At 33.7% G+C, this 22,004-nt stretch carries 22 protein-coding genes and 1 tRNA gene; 13 read left to right on the top strand and 10 right to left on the bottom strand.

Features of this window, described 5'->3' with window-relative positions; all coding sequences use genetic code 11:
* Positions 1-74: 74 nt before the first annotated feature.
* The 7 genes from GR162_RS09580 to hisS form a co-directional block, all read right to left on the bottom strand.
* Positions 75-1,238 (bottom strand): sigma-54 dependent transcriptional regulator, encoded by a 1,164-nt coding sequence (locus GR162_RS09580; RefSeq protein WP_008468003.1) that lies wholly within the window; start codon positions 1,236-1,238, stop codon positions 75-77.
* A gap of 199 nt (positions 1,239-1,437) precedes the next feature.
* Positions 1,438-2,754 carry an ABC transporter permease gene (locus GR162_RS09575; RefSeq protein ID WP_160781970.1) on the bottom strand — a complete coding sequence of 439 codons (1,317 nt, stop codon included), beginning with the start codon at positions 2,752-2,754 and terminating at the stop codon, positions 1,438-1,440.
* 77 nt (positions 2,755-2,831) lie between these two features.
* Positions 2,832-3,761 carry an ABC transporter ATP-binding protein gene (locus GR162_RS09570; protein ID WP_091133682.1) on the bottom strand — a complete coding sequence of 310 codons (930 nt, stop codon included), beginning with the start codon at positions 3,759-3,761 and terminating at the stop codon, positions 2,832-2,834.
* 161 nt (positions 3,762-3,922) lie between these two features.
* The gene (dnaJ, locus tag GR162_RS09565; RefSeq protein ID WP_008467998.1) at positions 3,923-5,029 is read right to left on the bottom strand and encodes a molecular chaperone DnaJ; all 1,107 of its coding nucleotides are present in this window, start codon (positions 5,027-5,029) and stop codon (positions 3,923-3,925) included.
* 71 nt (positions 5,030-5,100) lie between these two features.
* Positions 5,101-5,679, bottom strand: a complete 579-nt coding sequence (locus tag GR162_RS09560; RefSeq protein ID WP_008467996.1) for a nucleotide exchange factor GrpE — start codon at positions 5,677-5,679, stop codon at positions 5,101-5,103.
* Between the two features lie 322 nt (positions 5,680-6,001).
* Positions 6,002-6,072, bottom strand: a tRNA-Trp gene (locus tag GR162_RS09555).
* Positions 6,073-6,323: 251 nt separating this feature from the next.
* Positions 6,324-7,751, bottom strand: coding sequence for a histidine--tRNA ligase (gene hisS, locus GR162_RS09550; RefSeq protein ID WP_160781969.1), 1,428 nt, complete (start codon positions 7,749-7,751; stop codon positions 6,324-6,326).
* Between the two features lie 239 nt (positions 7,752-7,990).
* Between hisS and GR162_RS09545 the strand changes: the two genes are divergently transcribed.
* Positions 7,991-9,235, top strand: coding sequence for an ABC transporter permease (locus GR162_RS09545; protein ID WP_035691969.1), 1,245 nt, complete (start codon positions 7,991-7,993; stop codon positions 9,233-9,235).
* A gap of 70 nt (positions 9,236-9,305) precedes the next feature.
* Here GR162_RS09545 and prmC read toward each other — a convergent pair whose 3' ends face one another.
* Together prmC and GR162_RS09535 are read right to left on the bottom strand one after the other, a co-directional pair.
* A complete protein-coding gene (gene prmC / locus GR162_RS09540; RefSeq protein ID WP_160781968.1) occupies positions 9,306-10,160 on the bottom strand; it encodes a peptide chain release factor N(5)-glutamine methyltransferase in 855 nt (284 codons plus the stop codon).
* Positions 10,161-10,246: 86 nt separating this feature from the next.
* Positions 10,247-10,732, bottom strand: a complete 486-nt coding sequence (locus GR162_RS09535) for a GNAT family N-acetyltransferase (RefSeq protein ID WP_160781967.1) — start codon at positions 10,730-10,732, stop codon at positions 10,247-10,249.
* A gap of 96 nt (positions 10,733-10,828) precedes the next feature.
* Between GR162_RS09535 and ribD the strand changes: the two genes are divergently transcribed.
* The 3 genes from ribD to GR162_RS09520 all read left to right on the top strand — a co-directional run bounded on the left by ribD (position 10,829) and on the right by GR162_RS09520 (position 13,237).
* Positions 10,829-11,878, top strand: coding sequence for a bifunctional diaminohydroxyphosphoribosylaminopyrimidine deaminase/5-amino-6-(5-phosphoribosylamino)uracil reductase RibD (ribD, locus tag GR162_RS09530; protein ID WP_160781966.1), 1,050 nt, complete (start codon positions 10,829-10,831; stop codon positions 11,876-11,878).
* On the top strand, positions 11,871-12,473 hold the full coding sequence (locus tag GR162_RS09525; RefSeq protein WP_160781965.1) for an HAD family phosphatase: 603 nt from the start codon (positions 11,871-11,873) through the stop codon (positions 12,471-12,473). Before ribD ends, GR162_RS09525 begins: the two co-directional genes overlap by 8 nt.
* A gap of 131 nt (positions 12,474-12,604) precedes the next feature.
* The gene (locus tag GR162_RS09520) at positions 12,605-13,237 is read left to right on the top strand and encodes a YigZ family protein (RefSeq protein ID WP_160781964.1); all 633 of its coding nucleotides are present in this window, start codon (positions 12,605-12,607) and stop codon (positions 13,235-13,237) included.
* A gap of 24 nt (positions 13,238-13,261) precedes the next feature.
* On the opposite strand, the gene GR162_RS09515 is transcribed toward GR162_RS09520, so the two are convergent.
* Complete coding sequence (locus GR162_RS09515) at positions 13,262-13,675, bottom strand: thioesterase family protein (protein WP_160781963.1); 414 nt, start codon at positions 13,673-13,675, stop codon at positions 13,262-13,264.
* Between the two features lie 188 nt (positions 13,676-13,863).
* Here GR162_RS09515 and dnaA point away from each other — a divergent pair, with 188 nt between their 5' ends.
* The 9 genes from dnaA (at position 13,864) to GR162_RS09470 (ending at position 21,988) form a co-directional block, all read left to right on the top strand.
* Positions 13,864-15,291 (top strand): chromosomal replication initiator protein DnaA, encoded by a 1,428-nt coding sequence (gene dnaA / locus GR162_RS09510; RefSeq protein WP_008467978.1) that lies wholly within the window; start codon positions 13,864-13,866, stop codon positions 15,289-15,291.
* Positions 15,292-15,299: 8 nt separating this feature from the next.
* On the top strand, positions 15,300-15,767 hold the full coding sequence (locus tag GR162_RS09505) for a low molecular weight protein-tyrosine-phosphatase (RefSeq protein ID WP_160781962.1): 468 nt from the start codon (positions 15,300-15,302) through the stop codon (positions 15,765-15,767).
* A gap of 63 nt (positions 15,768-15,830) precedes the next feature.
* Positions 15,831-16,544, top strand: coding sequence for an SAM-dependent methyltransferase (locus tag GR162_RS09500; RefSeq protein ID WP_119792665.1), 714 nt, complete (start codon positions 15,831-15,833; stop codon positions 16,542-16,544).
* 21 nt (positions 16,545-16,565) lie between these two features.
* Positions 16,566-16,973: an energy transducer TonB gene (locus GR162_RS09495; protein WP_160781961.1), complete on the top strand. Its 408-nt coding sequence runs from the start codon at positions 16,566-16,568 to the stop codon at positions 16,971-16,973.
* Between the two features lie 53 nt (positions 16,974-17,026).
* Positions 17,027-18,154: a methionine aminotransferase gene (locus tag GR162_RS09490; RefSeq protein WP_160781960.1), complete on the top strand. Its 1,128-nt coding sequence runs from the start codon at positions 17,027-17,029 to the stop codon at positions 18,152-18,154.
* A 77-nt stretch (positions 18,155-18,231) separates the two neighbouring features.
* Positions 18,232-19,113, top strand: coding sequence for an SDR family oxidoreductase (locus GR162_RS09485; RefSeq protein ID WP_008467969.1), 882 nt, complete (start codon positions 18,232-18,234; stop codon positions 19,111-19,113).
* Positions 19,114-19,510: 397 nt separating this feature from the next.
* Positions 19,511-20,119 (top strand): uridine kinase, encoded by a 609-nt coding sequence (gene udk / locus GR162_RS09480; protein WP_095931868.1) that lies wholly within the window; start codon positions 19,511-19,513, stop codon positions 20,117-20,119.
* Between the two features lie 157 nt (positions 20,120-20,276).
* A complete protein-coding gene (locus GR162_RS09475; protein WP_160781959.1) occupies positions 20,277-20,609 on the top strand; it encodes a septum formation initiator family protein in 333 nt (110 codons plus the stop codon).
* A 14-nt stretch (positions 20,610-20,623) separates the two neighbouring features.
* On the top strand, positions 20,624-21,988 hold the full coding sequence (locus GR162_RS09470; RefSeq protein ID WP_160781958.1) for a methylmalonyl-CoA mutase subunit beta: 1,365 nt from the start codon (positions 20,624-20,626) through the stop codon (positions 21,986-21,988).
* Positions 21,989-22,004: the final 16 nt, after the last annotated feature.

Raw genomic sequence — 22,004 nt, 5'->3', positions numbered from 1 at the left:
TTTATGCTATAAGCTAAAATATTATATTTTTAAAAGCCTAAAGCCTATAGCTTAAAGCTTATTCCGCGAAGCATTTATTTGCTAGCGAACATTTTTACATCTGTTTCAGAAATTTCGTTTCCTCCCAAAATGATTAATCTTTCTACCACATTTCGAAGTTCGCGAATGTTTCCTGTCCAGTCATATTCCTGTAATAATTTTATGGCTTGCGCCGAAAATGACTTAACCGCGTTTCCTTGTTCTGAAGCTATTTTCTCTGTGAAATGAGAAATTAAAGCTGGAATATCATCACGTCTTTCATTCAATGGCGGAACTTTTATTAAAATTACAGCCAAACGATGATATAAATCTTCACGGAAACGGCCTTCGGCAATTTCTGTTTTTAAATCTTTATTGGTTGCGGCAACGACACGAACATCCACTTTTATGTCTTTATCGGCACCTACTCTAGTAATCATATTTTCCTGAAGCGCACGCAAAACTTTGGCTTGCGCCGAAAGGCTCATATCTCCAATTTCATCCAAAAAAATAGTTCCTTTGTCAGCAGCTTCAAACTTTCCAGCACGATCTTTCACAGCAGATGTAAAAGCACCTTTTACGTGTCCGAACAATTCGCTTTCGATCAATTCGCTCGGAATTGCAGCACAGTTTACTTCAATCAAAGGAAAACTAGAACGCTCGCTTTTTTCGTGCAATTGATGCGCCACTAATTCTTTTCCAGTTCCGTTTGGACCTGTAATTAAAACTCTGGCTTCGGTTGGAGCCACTTTATCAATCATCAATTTTATATGATTAATCGATTCGCTGTCACCAATCATTTCGTAGTTTTTACTGACTTTTTTCTTTAGAATTTTATTTTCAACTACTAATTGTTTTTTATCTAAAGCATTACGAACTGTATTCAGCAAACGATTCAAATCTGGCGGTTTCGAAATATAATCAAAAGCTCCTAGACGCATGGTTTGAATAGCCGTTTCCATGTCGCCGTGCCCCGAAATCATAACCATTGGGATTTCTGGTTTTATCTTTTTTACTTCTTCTAAAACCTCAACACCGTCCATTTTTGGCATTTTGATATCGCACAAAACCAAATCGTAATCGTTGTTTTTTATTTTTTCAAGTCCCGCAACACCGTCTTCTGCTTCATCAACCTGATACGAATCATTTTCTTCTGATAAAATTTTTACCAAAACTCTTCTGATTGCTGCTTCGTCTTCTACAATTAGTATTTTACTCATTCTTTTTCTAAGGTTCAAAGTTGCAAAGTTACAGAGTGACAAAGTTTAAAATCTTTGTCGCTATGCTACCTATTAATCTGTTATTAGTAATATCTCTTTTATGCTTCAATACACAATCTTAAAGTCGCTTTTGTAAGTTATACAAAATTCAAAAAAACTTTGAACCTTTGCCACTCTGTAACTTTGCAACTCTAAAGAACTAGTACTTCAGCCACTTATACAATTCCTTCCAGGTTGGTTTTTTACCGTACATTAAAATACCAATTCGGTAGATTTTGGCGGCGAACCAAACCACAAGGAAAAATGTTGCAAACAATAATGATACCGAAATTGCTATTTGCCACCAAGGCACGCCAAATGGAATACGCATTAACATAACAATTGGCGAAGTAAGCGGAATCATTGAAAACACAACGGCCACAGTTCCGTGCGGATCATTAACAACGGTAAAAAATCCGATGTATACACTTAAAATTAAAGGCATTAATATTGGAAGCAAAAACTGCTGAGAATCGGTTTGATTATCAACGGCTGCTCCAATTGCCGCATAAAATGAGCTATACAAAAAATATCCTCCAATAAAATAAATCACAAATCCGATTATAATGCTTGCAATTGGCAGATTCCATAATTCGGCAATATACATTTGTGCTGAACCCGAAAATTCATGCTGAGCCGTTTGCATCATTTCTGGAGAAATTCTAGCTGTTGGACCAACATTTACGCCGAAGAATGCCGAAGCGGCAAACATTAATCCTAAACCGATAATTGCCCAAATTATAAATTGCAGAATTCCTGCTAAAGAAGTCCCTACAATTTTACCAATCATTAACTGGAATGGCTTTACAGATGAAATAATGATTTCGATAATACGGTTTGTTTTTTCTTCGATTACACTTCGCATTACCATGTTTCCATAAATGATAATAAACATCATAATCAGATAGCCAAATGCACCGCCAATTCCTATTTTAATTTCATTTAATCCTTTTAAACTCTCTTCTCCAGAGGCTTTCACTAAATGAATATTTACATCTGACTGTGCTTTCTGAATAGCCAGAGTATCTAGTTTTGCTTCTTCTAGATTTAGTTTTGTGATTTTATTTCCAATGATTTCCTGAGTGTTTTCAATAAAAGAAATACTAGGGCTGTTATTAGAAATAAATTCAATTTTACTTTCTAAATCTTTTTTATTTTCGGTTTTCGGAATAACAATTAATCCGCTGAAATTTTCTTTTGTAATACTATCTTTTAAAGCTTTTACATCAATTTCAGATAGATTGAGATATTTAAATTCTGCACCTTTTCTGTTTTCCTTTAAAAAATCTGAAGCAAAAAGTCCAGTTTCATCATGAATCGCAATTCTTTTCGTTTCTGCTTTCATGGTACTTAAATAACCAATAAAAACAGCAATAGCCACAAATAAAAGCGGACTCAAGAAAGTCATGACAACAAAAGATTTATTGCGGACTTTAGCAATAAATTCTCTTTTTATAATCAACGAGATAATACTCATAAATAATTAATTTTCAAATTTTAAATTCCAAATCCCAATTTATAAGCTTGGAATTTGGAATTTCTATATTGGAATTTTTAAATTTTGTTTTCAGTAACCGTTTGGATAAAAATATCGTTTATGCTTGGAATTTTTTCAACGAAGTGCGTTACTTGTCCGCGTTGCGTTAAAACATTCAACAATTCGTTTGGAGAAGCATTTCCGATCTGAATATTTAATTTTAAATCATCATTCAAAGATTTAAAACTAGCTGGAGAAACAGTAAATTTTTGTGTAATGTCATACATTAATCCTTCAACATTATTGGTCAAAATTCCAACCTCGAAACTGTTTGTTCTAAACTGACGTTTTACATCAACCACTTTTCCTTCTATCAGTTTATTAGATTTATGAATTAAAGCAATATTTTCACAAAGTTCTTCTACGCTTTCCATTCTATGAGTCGAAAAAATAATGGTTGAACCTTGTTCTTTTAAAGCCAAAATTTCGTCTTTAATAATATTGGCATTTACGGGATCAAATCCAGAAAATGGCTCATCTAAAATCAGCAATTTTGGTTTATGCAAAACGCAAACCACAAACTGAATTTTTTGCGCCATTCCTTTAGAAAGCTCCTGAATTTTTTTATTCCACCAACCTTGAATTCCCAAACGGTCAAACCAATAATCCAGTTGTTTTTTGGCTTCAGCTTTAGAAAGTCCTTTCATTTGCGCCAGATACAGACACTGCTCGCCTACTTTCATTGAACTGTACAAACCTCGTTCTTCTGGAAGATAGCCAATGGTCTGCACATGTTTTGGCTGTAACTTTTCTCCATCCAAAATTACTTCACCGCTGTCAGGCATTGTAATCTGGTTTATGATTCTGATAAGGGAAGTTTTTCCTGCTCCATTCGGACCTAATAGCCCATATATACTGCCTTTTGGCACATTTAATGAAACTTCGTTAAGTGCTACATAGTCGCCATATTTTTTTATGACTTTATGTACTTCTAGTAAGTTACTCATGTTATTTTTAAGGATTTACTGCGTTGCTTCTCCCATTACGGTTCAGCGACTGTAAAAGTAAATAATTACTAGCGAATCTGTGTCATATTACGCAAAAAACCCATTCTATTTTATGCTAGAATGGGTTTTTGATTATTTATAGTATTTTAAAAAAGTTAAGATTATGAGAACATATCTTTTACTTTCTCAAAAAATGATTTCTCTGATTTTTCTGGACTTGGAGCAAAGTGCTCGTCTGTTAAAGCATTTTCAAAGAATTGTTTTTGTTCTTTATTTAATGTTTTTGGAGTCCAAACATTTACGTGAACCAATAAATCTCCGCTTCCGTAACCGTTTAAACTTGGAATTCCTTTTCCTTTCAATCTTAAGATTTTACCAGACTGGATTCCTTCTTCCAGTTTAATACGAACTTTTCCGTTGATTGCTTCAATATCTTTAGAAGCTCCCAAAACTGCTTCTGGGAAACTGATATATAAATCGTAGTGAACGTTTTCACCTTCACGCTTCAAAAATTCATGCTCAATTTCTTCAATAGCTACAATTAAATCACCTGGAATGCTGTTTCCTGGAGCATCGTTACCTTTGTTGGCAACTTTCAACTGCATTCCGTCAACAACTCCTGCAGGAATTTTGATTGATACTGTTTCGTCTTCTTGAACCATTCCTTGAGCATCTGCCTCAGAAGGTTTTTTATCTAAAATCTGACCAGAACCACCACAAGTAGGGCAAGTTGATGCAGATTGCATTCTTCCTAAAATGGTATTGGTTACACGCATTACTTGTCCTTGACCATTACAAGTTGTACAAGTTTTATACGTTACGCCTTTAGCCTGAACTTTACGTTTTACTTTTACTTTTTTCTCCACTCCATTTGCAATTTCCTCTAAAGTCAATTTTACTTTAATTCGAAGATTGCTTCCTTTCGCACGGCGAGGACCTCCGCCTCCGCCTCCGAAACCGCCAAATCCGCCACCAAAAATATCACCAAACTGGCTGAAAATATCATCCATGTTCATACCTCCGTGACCACCAAATCCGCCAGAACCATCAAATGCTTGATGACCATACTGATCGTATTTTGCTTTTTTCTGCGGATCACTTAAAACTTCATAAGCTTCTGCCGCCAATTTGAAGTTTTCTTCTGCCTCTTTGTCGCCTGGGTTTTTATCAGGGTGGTATTTTAAAGCACTTTTTCTATACGCTTTTTTAATTTCGGCAGCATCAGCATTTTTTGAAATGCCTAGTATTTCGTAAAAATCTTTTTTCATAATCAGATTAAATTCCAAATCTTAAAATTCCAAAATCCAAAAAATACAATTGAAATTTTTATTTGCATTTTTTAGTTTCCTACAACAACTTTAGGGTAACGAATAATTTTGTCGCCTAATTTGTATCCTTTTTCAATAACATCTACAACTTTCCCTTTTAATTTATCAGATGGTGCTGGAATTTGGGTAATTGCTTCAGCAATATCAGCATTGAAAGCATCTCCTGCCTGAATCTCAACTTGTTCTAAACCTTTAGAAACTAAAGTGCTTTTCAGTTTTTCATGGATCAACTCAACTCCTTTTTTCAAATTTTCATCCTCAGATTTGTTGATCTCTACAGTTGCTCTGTCAAAATCATCTAAAACTGGAAGCATTGCCAATAAAACTTCTTGGTTTGCAGTTTTAAATAATTCAAGACGTTCTTTTGAAGTTCTTTTTTTATAATTTTCAAATTCGGCGAATAATCTCAAAAACTTATCTTTTTCTTTGGCTAAGTCTTGAGCTAGTTGCTCCTCAACACTTAATTCTTCAACAATTAATTGCTCTCCATTGGCGTTAGTCTCTATCGTTGCGTCATCTAATTCCTGATCGAATTCTGTATTTTCCGTAGTCATATTGCTTTTATTTTTAAAAATATTTTTAAACTTCATTTTTTATTTCTTTGTTGGATTGCAAAAGTACTGCCAAATCTTATAAAATGTCAAATTGTCACTTTATTAATTATGAGACATTTAAAAAACGCAATCACATAGAAAAAATTTATTATAATTTTAAGACTATTACGTTTTAGTTTATATTATCTTTGAAACCAATAAAAAACAATTATTACCACCAAAAATTGAATTTAAGGGTTGGCTTCGGCCTCTAAATAATTATTAATTCAAGTTTACCTTATATTAAAAAAAGCTTCGCCTATAGAGACGAAGCTTTTTTTTATACTTTTAATGACGGGTTGTCATTTTATTTCTTTTGCACGGGCGGAGGGATTCGAACCCCCATCAACGGTTTTGGAGACCGCTATTCTACCCTTGAACTACGCCCGTAACTTAAGGTCGGCAAATTAAGAGTTTTTTTTCTTCTCCAGCAACTATTTCAGGCATAGATTTTAAAAGAAAATCCTTTGAACCTGCGGAATCTGAAGCAAAAACTTTTGTTCCAGACAGTTAGCCTTTCAAAGTATTTTTTAATATTTCACGCAGGTTTAAAAAGATTTAGGCAAATTAAAATAGATTTCGTTTTTAAATCAAATTAAATCTGCTCCAATCTGCAGAATCTGCGTAAAACATAACTTAATTTAGGACTGTAAAGCTTTTTTCAATCCGTCGAAATCTACAGATACCTGTTCTCCTGTCACTAAATTTTTAAGCGTGTACGAATTTGAATTAATTTCCTGATCTCCAACCAATACAGCAAACGGAATCAAACGTTTATCTGCATATTGAAATTGTTTACCCACTTTTACATTGTCTGGATATAATTCTACTTTTATATTTTCCTGTCTCAATTTCTGAATCGCTTTTGAAGCATACAAAGCTTCTTTGTTGCCAAAATTCAAGAATAATGCTTTAGAAGTAGCCGCAACCGTTTCTGGAAACAATTGCAATTCTTCCAGAACTAGATAGATTCTATCCAATCCAAAAGAGATTCCGACACCACTCATATTTTTCAATCCGAAAATACCCGTCAAATCGTCGTATCTTCCACCACCACCGATAGATCCCATTGCTACTGTTTTTGGAGCCGCAACTTCAAAAATAGCTCCTGTATAATAATTTAAACCACGTGCCAATGTCACGTCCAAATCTAAAATTGCTGTCGACAAACCTAAATCGGCCACATTGTCGCAAATAAATTTCAATTCTTCCACACCTTTCATTCCTTCTTCAGAAGATGACAACAAGTCCGAAAGTTGTGCAATTTTGTCTGCAAAAGTTCCTGAGAAACTAAAAAGCGGTTGCACTTTTACCAACGCTTCTTCAGAAATTCCTTTTTCTATCATTTCTTTTTTAACGCCGTCTTCTCCAATTTTATCCAATTTATCAAGCGCAACTGTAAAATCAATTAATTTATCTGAAGCACCGATAACCTCAGCAATTCCAGATAGAATTTTTCTATTATTGATTTTAATTGTAACACCCTCTAAACCTAACGATGTAAAAACAGTATCATATAATTGAACCAATTCTACTTCCTGCCAAAGTGATTTTGAACCGACAACATCAGCATCACATTGAAAAAATTCCCTAAAACGCCCTTTCTGCGGATTATCTGCTCTCCAAACTGGCTGAATCTGATATCTTTTGAATGGAAATTCAATTTCACTTTGGTGCTGTACCACGTATCTTGCAAACGGAACAGTCAAATCGTAACGCAAGGCTTTCTCAGAAATTCTTCCTGTGAATTTATTTAATTCGATTCTTTGCTCTAAAGTTATTTTTTCAGCAGAATTCAGTTGCAATTCTTCGATTGATTCTGGTAATTCAATTTTACTTTTATTGTAGAAAAAATTACCTGAATTTAAAATTTTAAAAATCAGACGGTCTCCTTCTTCTCCATATTTCCCCATTAAGGTATCTGAATTTTCAAACGAGGGCGTTTCGATTGGCTGAAAACCGAATTTCTCGAAATTAGCTTTTATAGTCTGAATAATATATTGACGTTTTGACACCTCAGCTGGTGAAAAATCTCTTGTTCCTTTTGGTATACTTGGTTTTGAAGCCATCTTTTTTATTTTAGATTGTTGATTTTAGATTTTAGATTTCTTTTGAAACTTAAATTCAAAAACCTTTTAAAATTAATTTATTTATATTTTTTTATTGCTGGCGCTTTAGACTTTCGGCTTTATTGACTTTCCAACTTTCGACTTAATTTAAGTCTGCAAATATCTTACTTTTTAAAATAAATAATAACACTTCGAAAACAAACTTGTAACAAAAACCGTATTTTCGTGACAAATTGGTCATGATGCTAAAATTATTTAAAGAAAATATCCGAATTGCTTTTGGTTCTATCAAAACCCAAATTCTGCGTACCGTTCTTACCGTTTTAATTATTGCTATCGGCATCACGGCTTTGGTTGGTATACTTACGGTAGTTTCTGCGTTAGAAAATACAATTTCTACCAATTTTGCATCAATGGGAGCTAATACGTTCAACATCAATCAATACGAAAATACGGTTCGAAATCGTGGCGGAAACGAGCGTGAAGTTATCAATCCAATTATTTCTTATCCTGAAGCTGTTGCTTTTAAAAATAAATACAAATATCCTTTTACAGAGACATCCCTTTCTTTTACTGCAACCTCAAAAGCTGAAGTAAAATATTTAGATACCAAAACAGACCCTGAAATTACAGTTGTTGGTGTCGACGAGCATTTCATTGCCAATTCTGGCTTAGAAACTACTTTAGGTCGTTCTTTTAATCAATTTGATATTGACAACAACACCTATTCATGTATTGTCGGCTCTGATTTTGAAAAAGGACTTTTAAAAGATGTAAATCCGATAGATAAAATCATTTCGATTCGCGGTGCACGATTTAAGGTTATTGGCGTTCTAAAAGAAAAAGGCTCTACTTTTGGGAACAGCCAAGATTTACGCGTTTTGATTCCGATTCAGGTTGCGAGATCCTTATTTTCTGCACCAAACATCAACTATACAATCAGTGTGATGGTTTCTAAAAAAGAACTTTTAGACGAAGCTGTCGACAATGCTACAAGTACAATGAGAAGGGTTCGTAAACTTAGTCCTGTAAGAGATAATAATTTCGGCATTGGGCGCAGTGATGACTTAATTAACCGAATTTTAGGCATTACCAAATATTTAGGCTGGGCCGCTTGGATTATATCCGTTATTACCATTTTAGGATCTTCTATTGCTTTAATGAATATTATGATCGTTTCGGTTACAGAACGTACCCGCGAAATTGGCGTTCGCAAAGCTTTGGGAGCCAAAAGATCAACAGTTGCTTTTCAGTTTTTTATCGAGACTTTATTAATTGGACAAATTGGAGGTTTGGTCGGAATCGTTCTAGGAATCCTGCTTGGTTTTGCTATTGCAACCGCTATGAGTTTTGTTTTTGTAATTCCGTGGATGGCGATCTTTGCCGCTTTTGCAACAAGTTTTTGCGTTGCACTGGTTTCTGGTTTATATCCAGCTATTAAAGCATCAAAACTAGATCCTATTGAGGCTTTGCGATATGAATAATTTTTAGTCGCAGTTTTCGGTCTCAATTTTCGGTCAATACTGTCTGAAAACTGAGACCGAGACTGAATACTTAAATATTCCCTTTTATCATACGATCGTTGTCGTAAATATCTTTTCTAAGCTCAACGTTTTGAAAACTCATACTTTCCAACAAATCAATCATTTCTTTTCCAAGATATTGGTTGATTTCAAAATACAGTTTTCCGTTTTTCAGAAGTCCGTTTTGAGCTAGGGAAGCAATCTTTCTATAAAAAATAAGCGGATCACTATCTTCTACAAAAAGCGCCAAATGCGGTTCGTAATCCAGTACATTCTTTTTTATTTCTGCTTTTTCTAGATTTCGCACATAAGGGGGATTAGAAACAATGATATCAAACTGATGGGTAAATCCATCTGTTTCTAAAATATTCAACAGCATAAAAGTCACCTCGACATCATTTCTAATGGCGTTTCTTTTTGCTGTTTCAATCGCTTTTTTAGAAACATCAATCGCAAAAACTTCTGCATTTGGAAGATTTTTTGCCAACGAAATGGCAATGCAACCCGTTCCTGTTCCGATATCAAGAATTTTTATTTTTTTATTTTTATCTGGGCTCGCATTTTCATTAATAATCCACTCTACCAATTCTTCTGTTTCTGGTCTCGGAATTAAAACATTTTCATTTACTTCAAAATCCAAACCATAAAAGTTGGTTTTTCCAAGTAAGTACTGAATAGGAACTTCTTTCTTCAGCTGATTTAACAGCTCGTCCCAGATTGCGAAATCATTCTCATCAAATACTAATTCATGATTTAAGGCTAAATCAATCTGGCGAAGTTGATATTTATCTTCGAGTATCAAATAAAAAAAGCTTTCTGCTTCGTACGCGTCGTAAAAAGGAGATAATTCTTTAATAAACTGAGTACGATATTGTTTAATTTTCATTTTATTTTTTGAGCATTTTCGATCAGTCAAAAACTGACATTTTAACTTTCAATAAGTCTCGCTGGTTTAAATTTGTTACATTAAATTTACAAAACTTTAAGCATCCATACAGGACAAGAATTGTGCCCCGTGCATCCCATTGGCCCATCTAAATATTCAAAACCAGATTTTTTATACAACTTTTGTGCGGCATGCATAAATGGCATGGTTTCGATGTAACATTTTTTAAAACCGAAAGACCTAGCTTGCTCTAAACATTTTTCCATCATTTGCGACCCAATTCCTAAACCTCTTGTTTTGGGAAGGAAATACATTTTCTGTAATTCACAGATTTCGGAATCACTATTTGCCAAAGGCGCAATTCCTGCGCAGCCAACAATTTCTCCATCATTTTCGACAACAAAATAGATTGATTTGGGTTTGCTATATTGTTCAAACATCAAATCTAGATAAGGGTCTTCGTATGCTGTTCCTACTTTTGGGATTCCCATCTCATCAAAAACAGAACGTATCAAACTTGCAACTGCCTGATTGTCTTTCTTTTCAATTGTACGTATTAACCAGTTTACCATTTTTTTATTTTAAATCATTATATAAGCAAAAGCAAATATACTTTTTCTATAGCTTCTTAACTTAATCATAAACTCAAAAATAACTACTTTTGCACTGTGAATATACATGAAAAATATATAAAACGCAGCATCGAACTGGCACAAAATGGACTTGGAACAACGTATCCGAATCCAATGGTTGGCAGTGTGATTGTATATGAAGGTCAGATTATTGGTGAAGGCTGGCATAAGAAGGCTGGTGAGCCACACGCAGAGGTAAATGCCGTAAATTCGGTAAAAGACAAATCACTGTTAAAAAAAGCTACAATTTATGTAAGCTTAGAACCTTGCAGCCATTTTGGAAAAACCCCTCCTTGCTGTGATTTGATAATTGCCAATGAAATTCCGAATGTTGTTGTGGGCACAGTCGATCCCAACGAAAAAGTAGCTGGAAAAGGCATTTTGAAATTAATTGAGGCTGGAGCAAATGTAACGGTTGGCGTTTTAGAAGATGAATGCAACGAATTGAACAAACGCTTTTTTACATTTCATCAAAAGAAGAGACCTTATGTAATTTTAAAATGGGCAGAAAGTCAGGACGGTTTTCTGGCTTCTGAAAAAGTGAGCGCACAAGATCGAAAACCGGTTTGGATCACCAATCAATATTCCAGACAATTGGTTCACAAATGGCGAACAGAAGAACAAGCAATTTTAGTTGGAACGCAAACCGTAGTTGATGACAATCCGAAATTAAACGCAAGAGATTGGGATGGAAATAATCCGACAAGAATTGTCATAGATCGAAATAATAGAATTGATCCTAACAGTTTTATTTTTGATGACACTGTGAAAACTATTATTTTTTCTAGCGAAAAAGAAAAATCATCAACAGAAAAAACACAATTTGAAGTAATTGATTTCAGCAAAAATATTGTGCCTCAGATTTTAGATGTTTTATACCAAAATCAAATTCAATCTGTAATTATTGAAGGCGGAAGACAAACGCTTCAATCTTTTATTGATGAAAATCTTTGGGACGAGGCACGAATTTTTATTGGAAAGACAAGTTTTTCAAACGGCACAAAAGCTCCAAGTATTTCAAGAAAAAATAATATCAAAACCAATATTTTAAGCGACGAACTAATACAGATTAAAAACCATGATTAATGCGATAATTTTTGACTTCGGAGACATTTTTATCAATTTAGACAAGCCTGCCACAATTTCTGGTTTACAAAAATTAGGAATGACGGAGTGGAATAATGAATTTGAACAATTAAACCTTTCTTTTGAAGTAGGCGCTATTTCTCCAGAAGATTTCGTTGGCGGTTTTCAAAAACAATTGCCCAATGCTTCGCAAGAAGAAATCTTAAAAGCTTGGAATGCTGTTCTGGCAGATTTTCCTTTTTATCGTCTGGAATTCCTTCAAGAATTATCAAAAAAATATCGTTTGTTTCTGTTAAGCAATACAGATTCTATTCACATCAATACGTTTGAAGAAAAAAGTGGCGTTTCTTTCTACAAGGATTTTTATGAGTGTTTTGAAAAAGTATATTTTTCTTTTGATATCGGAATGAGAAAGCCAGATCCGAAGATTTATCAATTTGTCCTGGAACAAAACAATCTAGTTGCCGAAAATACTTTGTTTATTGACGACAAGACAGAAAACACCGATAGCGCTGCGGCCTTAGGAATTAAAGTTTGGAATCTTCAAGTTGGAAAAGAAGACGTTGTAGATTTATTTACCAAAGGATTATTATAAAGCATATATTTCTCTTAAAAAATACATAGCCACAGATTAAAAAGATTTCCATAGATTTTCTTTTAAAAAACAAAAAAGAAATCTTTTTTAATCTTTTTAATCTGTGGCTAAAAAAAAATTAAATCTTAAAATTGGAAATTAACGATACTTATCAAACTATTGCAGATGCATCTGAAGAAATACTGTTTAAGGAAAAAGGCAGTAAATTCTTTGGCTATGCCTTTCCGATAGATCATGAAGATGAAGTAAAACCCATTATTGAAGAACTTAAAAAACAGCATCCGCACGCCGTTCATTATTGTTATGCTTACCAAATTGGCGTAGGAAATAAAATTTCGTATCGTGCCAACGATGACGGCGAACCAAGCAACACGGCTGGCGCGCCAATTTACGGACAGATACAATCTTTTGGTTTAACCAACGTTCTTGTTGTTGTGGTTCGTATATTTGGCGGAATAAAATTAGGCGTTGGGGGCTTAATTGCCGCTTATCGAACCACTGCTCAACTGACTTTGGAAGTTTGTGAGATTGTAGAAAAAACAATTGATGTCGAATTTCTAATTTCGTTTGATTACAAAAACATGAATAAAGTAATGCGAGTTATCAAAGAAAAGAAATTAGAAATTGTGTCTCAGGAAATGGAAATGGATGAAGTTTCCGGACTGCCAATTGGTAAAATTGTGACAAAAACGAGAAAAAAAAATGCCGAAACAGTATTCAGCATTTTTGATTTAATGTTCGAAATTGATATTAAATTTATATAATTTAACATCAAATTGAAGGCAGTTTTAACACTTTTCTTCTAGTGATTTGAATATGTCTAAAATGTATTCTGGAGGAGCTGTTGGACGACCTGTTTTTAACGCAACAAATACTAAAATAAAAGTCGCAGTTGTTAATAACTCATTTGCCTCATTATAGATTGCGCAGTCAAATTCGATCTTCACAGAAGAGTGACTTTTGAATGTCGTATGAATCGTTAAAAGTTCGTCATATCGCGCCGATTTTTTGTAGTTGATATTCATGTTGACAATAGGAAGGCCAATTCCGCTTTCTTCCATGCTTTTATACGAAACCCCTTTATTTCTAAGCCATTCCACGCGTCCTATCTCAAAATAAGGCACATAATTTCCGTGATAAACGACTCCCATTTGGTCAGTTTCTGAGTAACGAACTCGCACTTGAGTCTGATGATTTTTCATTTATAAAATATTAAAAAAATTCGAATTTAAAAAGCCTCATTACAACTTTTTTTTATAAAATTAGATACCAAAATATTTTTTTTTACAGAAATTTGTTCACATATTTGTTATCCCGAAATACGGAATAAAATTGCTCCATTTTTATTAGGAGAATCTTTATAACAATAATAAAAATTTACTCTGAATCTATGACTAAAACTGCTCAATCGGTATGGGAAAACTGTTTGTCCTTTATAAAGGATAATATTCAAGACCAAGCATATAAAACTTGGTTCGAACCAATCAAATCAGTTGAGCTAACCGATAACGCATTATACATTCAGGTTCCAAGTAAATTTTTCTACGAATGGCTCGAAGAGCATTACGTAAAATTATTGAAAGTTGCGCTTACCAAAGAACTGGGAAAAAACGCAAAGTTACTCTATAAAATTAAAATGGAGAACACTTATGGCAACAAACAGCCGTTTACCGAGCAGCTGCCAAGTGCCAATAGAGTGCCAATGAAACCGCAAGAGGTTGATGCTCCATTTAAAAACTTAAATCCTGAACTAAAAAATCCGTTTGTAATTCCTGGAATCAGAAATTTAAAAATTGAGTCTCAGTTAAATCCGAACTACAGTTTTGACAATTTCTTAGAAGGAGATTCAAATAGATTGGCTCGTTCTGCTGGTATGGCAGTTGCCAACAAACCAGGAGGAACTTCATTCAATCCGTTATTGATTTTTGGAGGAGTTGGTTTAGGAAAAACACACTTAGCGCATGCTATAGGTGTAGAAGTAAAAGATAAATATCCAGAAAAGACCGTTTTATATATTTCTGCTGAGATTTTTACGCAGCAATACATTGATTCTGTAAAAAAGAATAATCGTAATGATTTCATTCACTTTTACCAATTAATTGATGTTTTGATTATTGACGATGTTCAATTCTTATCTGGAAAATCAGGAACACAAGATGTATTCTTCCACATTTTCAACTATTTGCACCAAAACGGAAAACAAGTAATCTTAACTTCAGATAAAGCTCCTGTTGATATGCAGGATATCGAACAACGATTATTGTCTCGTTTTAAATGGGGATTGTCGGCAGAATTGCATCAGCCGGATTACGAAACACGCATTTCAATCTTAAAAAACATTTTATACCGTGATGGTGTAGAAATGCCAGAAGATATTTTAGAATATGTTGCCCGTAACATCAAAACAAACGTTAGAGAACTTGAAGGAGCTATTATTTCGTTAATCGCCCAGTCTTCTTTCAACAAAAAAGAAGTTACGATTGAACTGGCAAAAAGTGTTGTAGAGAAATTTGTTAAAAACGTAAAGAGAGAAATCTCTATCGATTATATCCAAAAAATTGTTTCAGACTATTTCCAATTAGACATTGAAACACTTCAATCTAAAACCAGAAAGAGGCATGTTGTGCAAGCAAGACAATTAGCCATGTTTTTTGCTAAAAAATTCACTAAAGCTTCTTTGGCTAATATTGGTTCGCAAATTGGAGATCGCGATCACGCAACTGTTCTTCACGCTTGTAAAACAGTCGACAACTTAGTTTCTACAGACAAACAATTCAAAAAGTTTGTTGAAGACATCAATAAAAAACTAACGCTTTAATACGCGCCATGCCTGTAAAAATCTTAATGGTTTGTTTAGGGAATATCTGCAGATCACCTTTAGCAGAAGGAATTTTAGCCTCTAAATTACCTCAAGATAAATTTTTAGTTGATTCTGCCGGAACAGGTTCTTGGCATGTTGGACATTGCCCTGACAAACGCTCTATTGAAGTTGCCAAAAAATACGGAATCAATATCAGCGCACAAAAAGGAAGACAAATAAAAGTCTCTGATTTTGATGAGTTTGATTATATCTATGTAATGGACAATTCGAATTTTCGCGATGTTATTCATTTAGCCAAAACTCCAGAACAAAAAAACAAAGTCCGTTTGATTTTAAACGATTTATTCCCAGACGAAAATGTAGACGTTCCTGATCCGTACTATGGTTCTGCCAATGGTTTTGAAAACGTTTATAAAATGCTAGACGAAGTGACTGATTTAATTGCAGACCAACTTCTAAAAAAACACTCCTAATCCAATTCAATTGTTTCTAAAAAAGAGATAATTGAATTTTTTAATTTTTAAACATAACACATTATGAAATCTTTCGGAAAACTATATTTAATTCCAACCACGATGGGCGAAAGCGATCCGATGGATGTTTTACCTCAGACTGTTAGAAGAACGATAGAAGTTATCGACCATTATATTGTTGAAAATGATAAGACTGCCAGAAAATCGATTAAAGCAGTTTATCCAGAAAAAAAACAGTCCGAATTGGTGCTTTTTACTTTAAACAAAAGAACTGAAACTAGCGAACACAATGATTTCATCAAACCTTTGCTGGAAGGAACGAATATGGGATTAATGAGTGAAGCTGGATGTCCAGGAGTTGCAGATCCAGGCGCAGCAATAGTAAAACTGGCTCACGAAAAAGGAATTCAAGTTGTGCCTTTAGTTGGCCCTTCTTCTATTCTATTGGCCATGATGGCTTCTGGAATGAACGGACAAAGCTTTACCTTCAACGGATATTTACCAATTGACAAAGACGAAAAAAAATCGGCAATTCGTCATTTTGAGAAATTATCTTATGATAAAAATCAATCGCAACTATTTATTGAAACTCCCTACAGAAATAATAAATTAATTGAAGATCTTTTACAGATTTTAAGTCCTGCGACACATCTTTGTATTGCAGCGGATATTACTTTGCCAACAGAATTCATAAAAACCATGAAAGTTTCTGATTGGAAAAAATTAAAAATTGACATTGATAAACGTCCTGCGATTTTTATTATTCATAAAATGTAAGCTAACCTTAAAACTATCATAATGAAAAAGCTTTTATTTCTGATTTTACTTTTTGTAGGACAAAATACATTCTCTCAAGCAAATAAAACCGTTAGCGTTCTTTCTGACGATGAAAATCACCTTTACAACACTGCAGGAATAGATATTAAACCCGAATTTCCAGGAGGGCTAAATGAGTTTTACAAATACATTTCTCAAAATTACATTATTCCGAAGGAGAAACCTATCAATGTAAAAGGTAAAGTGGTTGCTACTTTTGTAGTAGAAAAAGATGGTTCATTGAATGATATAAAAATCATAAAGGACGTTGGGTTTAATACCGGTACAGAAGCAATCAGAGTTTTAAAGTCATCACCAAAATGGATTTCTGGTAAACTCGAAGGACAAGATGTTAGGGTTTTATATGTTATTCCTATAACAATTAATTAGAGTTTTAATTGTTTCATTTCATATAAGACATTTTCTCCAAATCAAACTTCATTATGAGCAAACTCCCAAACGTAACCACAAGCATTTTCACGGTAATGTCAAAAATGGCAGCTGAATACAATGCGATAAATCTTTCGCAGGGATTTCCAAATTTTCCTGTTGATGAAAGATTGACCGATATAGTTGCAAGATTAGCAAAGGAAAATGTGCATCAATATACTCCAATGGCGGGCTATCCGCCGTTGATGAATAAAATTGCGAAGCTGACTCAGGATTCATACAATAGAACGATTAATCCTGATTTAGAACTTTTGGTTACCGCTGGAGCAACTCAAGGAATTTTTACTACTATATTAGCTTTGGTCAAAGAAAATGACGAAGTTGTAATTCTCGATCCGAGTTATGATTCTTACGAATCTCCTGTTTTACTTTGTAAAGCAAAACCTGTTCGAGTAGCACTTAACGACGATTACACTCCAAATTGGGAAAGAATTGAAAAAGCATGTTCTGCCAAAACCAGAATGATGATTATCAATAATCCGCATAATCCTACTGGAAAAATTTTAACCGAAAATGATTTTGTTCAGTTAAAAAATCTTCTTGAAAAATACCCAGACATTATCATTCTATCTGATGAAGTTTATGAATACATAACTTTCGAAGAAAAACATATTTCGGCACATACTAAAGATTTTCTATTAGAGCGCTGTGTCATGGTTTCTTCTTTCGGAAAATCATTTCATATAACAGGTTGGAAAATTGGTTACACCATTGCTCCAGAACATTTAATGAAAGAAATCAAAAAAGTGCATCAGTTTTTGGTTTTCAGCGTGAATAGTATTTCTCAGTTTGCCATTAGCGAATATTTAGATGTTGTTGATGTCAATCTTCTTGGAAAATTCTATCAGGAAAAACGAGATTATTTTCAGAAGCTGCTTCAAAATAGCCGTTTTGAACTAAAACCTTGCGAAGGAACTTATTTCCAGGTTGCTTCCTATGCTAATATTTCAAATGATGACGATGTAACTTTTTGTAAAAACCTAATTATCGATCATGGCGTGGCTGCAATTCCTATTTCGACCTTTTATTCAGATCATAAGGATCAAAAATTAATTCGTTTTTGCTTTGCCAAAGACGACTTCACACTTGAATCTGCAGCAAAAAAATTATGCGATATATAAAATTTTTCAAAATTTTATAACATTGTTATGCGTGCATCCTATTTTATTTAACTAATATTGTAAAAAAAAGAAAAAATATGAGCTACACAGATAAAATGTTGCGTGATGATGCTTTAAAAGGCAAAGTCATTGTCGTTACAGGCGGCGGAAGCGGTTTAGGCAAAGCTATGACCAAATATTTTCTCGAATTAGGAGCTCAAGTAGCCATAACTTCTAGAGATTTAGAGAAGTTAAAAACTACAGCTGCCGAACTGGAAAGCCAAACTGGAGGCAAATGTCTTCCTCTTCAATGTGATGTTCGCCATTATGAAGAAGTAGAAAACATGCTTCAGGAAACTTTAAAAGTTTTCGGAAAAGTAGATGTTCTTTTAAATAATGCAGCAGGAAATTTTATTTCGCCAACCGAAAGATTATCTGCAAATGCATTTGATACTGTGATAGATATCGTACTAAAAGGTTCTAAAAACTGTACCTTAGCTTTTGGAAAACACTGGATTGACACTAAACAAACTTCGGCAACGATTTTAAATATAGTAACTACTTACGCTTGGACAGGATCTGCTTATGTGGTTCCTAGTGCTACTGCAAAAGCGGGAGTTTTAGCAATGACAAGAAGTCTTGCTGTAGAGTGGGCAAAATACGGAATTCGTTCTAACGCAATTGCTCCTGGACCATTCCCTACAAAAGGTGCTTGGGACAGATTATTGCCAGGAGATCTTTCAGAGAAATTCGATATGGCTAAAAAAGTGCCGTTAAAAAGAGTTGGAGATCACCAGGAGTTGGCCAATTTAGCTGCTTATTTAGTTTCTGATTTTTCATCTTACATCAACGGAGATGTAATCACAATTGATGGAGGCGAATGGTTAAAAGGCGCTGGACAATTCAATTTATTAGAAGCAATTCCAGAAGAACTTTGGGATCAGCTTGAAATGATGATTAAAGCAAAAAAGAATAAATAATTACAAGTGCTTACTAAATTCAGAATATTTTTTTTAAACTATACTGATTGCACAAAATCCCGAAGGTTCGCTTTCGGGATTTTTTTTTATTTTTTAATCATATAAGTTCATTTAAGAGATTATAAGTTTAGCAAGCAATTTCTTTCTGCGAAAAAATGCAAGTTCATTAAGCGCAAAGAATTTAACTATTTATATTCACTCATATCACTTATATGGTTTAAAACAAATAATTCTGTCTTTTATCAATATAACAGCAGTAATATTAGTTAAGTAACATTTTGTTTAAATATTTTCTAGCTTAAATTTACTTACATTACTTATATGGTTAAATTATTTTAAATGTTTAGCGATTCAGTTAAATTATTATTTTTGCGAAACAAATTATAACATCAAATTTATGCTCATTATAGGAATTGCAGGAGGAACTGGCAGTGGAAAAACAACAGTAGTACATCAAATCATGAACGAATTGCCACATACAGAAGTTGGGGTAATTTCTCAAGATTCGTATTATAAACAAACTGATAACTTGTCATTTGACGAAAGAGCATTAATCAATTTTGATCACCCTCGCGCGATTGATTTCGAATTGTTGGTAAAGCATTTAAAGGCGCTAAAAGCAGGCGAGACAATCGATCAACCTGTTTATTCTTTTATTCAGCATAACAGAACCGATGACACTATTTCGACACATCCTAGAAAAGTAATGATTGTAGAAGGAATTTTAATCTTGACCAATCCTGAATTGAGAGACATGTTTGATATAAAAGTTTTCGTTCACGCCGATTCTGACGAAAGATTAATTCGCCGTTTAAAAAGAGATATTTCAGAACGCGGACGTGATATTGATGAAGTTTTAAACCGCTACCAAACCACTTTAAAGCCTATGCATGAGCAATTTATAGAACCATCTAAAGCTTTTGCAGACATCATCATCCCGAATGACAAATACAATACAGTAGCAATTGATGTAGTTCGGGCTGTAATTAATCAGAGAATTTCATAATTTTTATCGTAAATTTAAACCATAATAATTAGGAGCTGATTACCCGCTTTCGCCTTTATCTTTTTTGATCTCGTTAAAGGAACGAGACCAAAAAAGAATACCGGTTTCTATCGGGGTTAGAGACAACACTCAAATTCAAAAGAAATATTCGTTTAAAATGAAATTTAAAAATCCATACAAAGACAAAAAATGGTTCAAATACCTAGGTAACAAATACGTTTGGGTTTTGCTGTTTTTTATAGTTTGGATGTTATTTTTAGACAATTACTCCTATTTTGATCATCGTTTTCTCGATCAGCAGATACACGAACTCGAGGATAATAAAAAGTATTATCAGGAAGAAATCAAAAAAGATCAAGAGCAGATCAAACAGCTCAAAAATCCAGAACAAATTGAGAAATACGCTCGCGAAAAGTATTTTATGAAAAAAGACAGCGAAGATATTTACATCATACAATTTGAAGGAGATACCATTCAAGAAAAAGAATAATCAAACAAAATACAATGGCCACTAACCTATTCGACGATTTTAATCCGATTTCATCCAAACAATGGAAACAAAAAATTCAGTTTGAATTGGATGGAGCCGATTACAATCAAACCGTTATTTGGAATTCTCCAGAAGATATTCAGGTAAAGCCTTTTTATCACCGTGACGAATTTACAAAGGCAGCAAATGTAAACACCCAAGCTTCAGATTTTAAAATCTGCCAAAATATCTTTGTTTTTGATGTAGAAAAATCTATCGAACGCGCTTTAAACACTTTAGAAAGAGGTGCAGAAAGCCTTCGTTTTACAATCGAAAATGATAAAATTGATGTTCAAAAATTATTAGAGAATCTTCCTTTAGAAAACAAAAACGTCTACTTTAATTTCAGTTTTATCTCAATCGATTTCGTTAAAAAATTAGATACGATTTCAATCCAGAAAAAAGCTAATTTTTATTGCAATTTTGACCCCATTGGGCAATTGGCAAGAGAAGGAAATTGGTTTAGTACTTCGGAAAAAAATAATTTTGAAACATTAGATTTACTTTTTAAAAATACGACCAATTTAAATCTGCTAAGTGTAGATTTAGGATTGTATCAAAATTCTGGAGCTAATATTACGCAGCAAATTGCCTATAGTTTAGCGCATGCAAACGAATATTTAAATCGTTTTTCTAATATAGCAAAATCTGTGGTTTTTCAAGTTTCTGTTGGAACAAATTATTTCTTCGAAATTGCAAAGCTTCGTGCGCTTCGAATGCTTTTTGATTTAATTGCTGCAGAATACGATTCAAAAATTCAATGCCATGTATTGGCAACACCTACAAAACGCAATAAAACCATTTACGATTATAATGTGAATATGCTGCGTACTACAACGGAATGCATGTCAGCCATTTTGGGTGGCGCAGATGCAATTGCAAATTTGCCTTACGATGCATTATATCATAAAGACAATGAATTTGGAGATCGAATTTCTAGAAATCAGCTTTTAATTTTAAAACACGAAAGTTATTTTGACAAAGTAGACAATCCAGCTGACGGAAGTTATTACATCGAAAGTTTAACAATGCAATTGGCAGAAAAAAGTTTGGCATTATTTAAAGATATTGAAGCCAATGGAGGTTTCTTGAAACTTCTGAATGATGGCACAATCAAAAAGAAAATTCAGGAAAGTGCCAATAAAGAACAGGAATTATTCGATTCTAAAAAAGAAATTCTTTTAGGCACAAATAAATATCCAAATAAAGAAGACAGAATGAAACACGATTTAGAATTGTTTCCTTTTGTAAAAATCAAACCAAGAAAAACATTAATTACGCCAATTATAGAAAAAAGATTGGCAGAGCAACTTGAACAGGAACTATTAGAACTGGAATAATCTTTAACGTAATTAA

Source organism: Flavobacterium sp. HBTb2-11-1 (assembly GCF_009826975.1).
Classification (GTDB): Bacteria; Bacteroidota; Bacteroidia; order Flavobacteriales; family Flavobacteriaceae; genus Flavobacterium.
The sequence above is the reverse complement of the archived record's forward strand: the minus strand, read 5'-3'. Positions and strand labels throughout refer to the sequence as shown.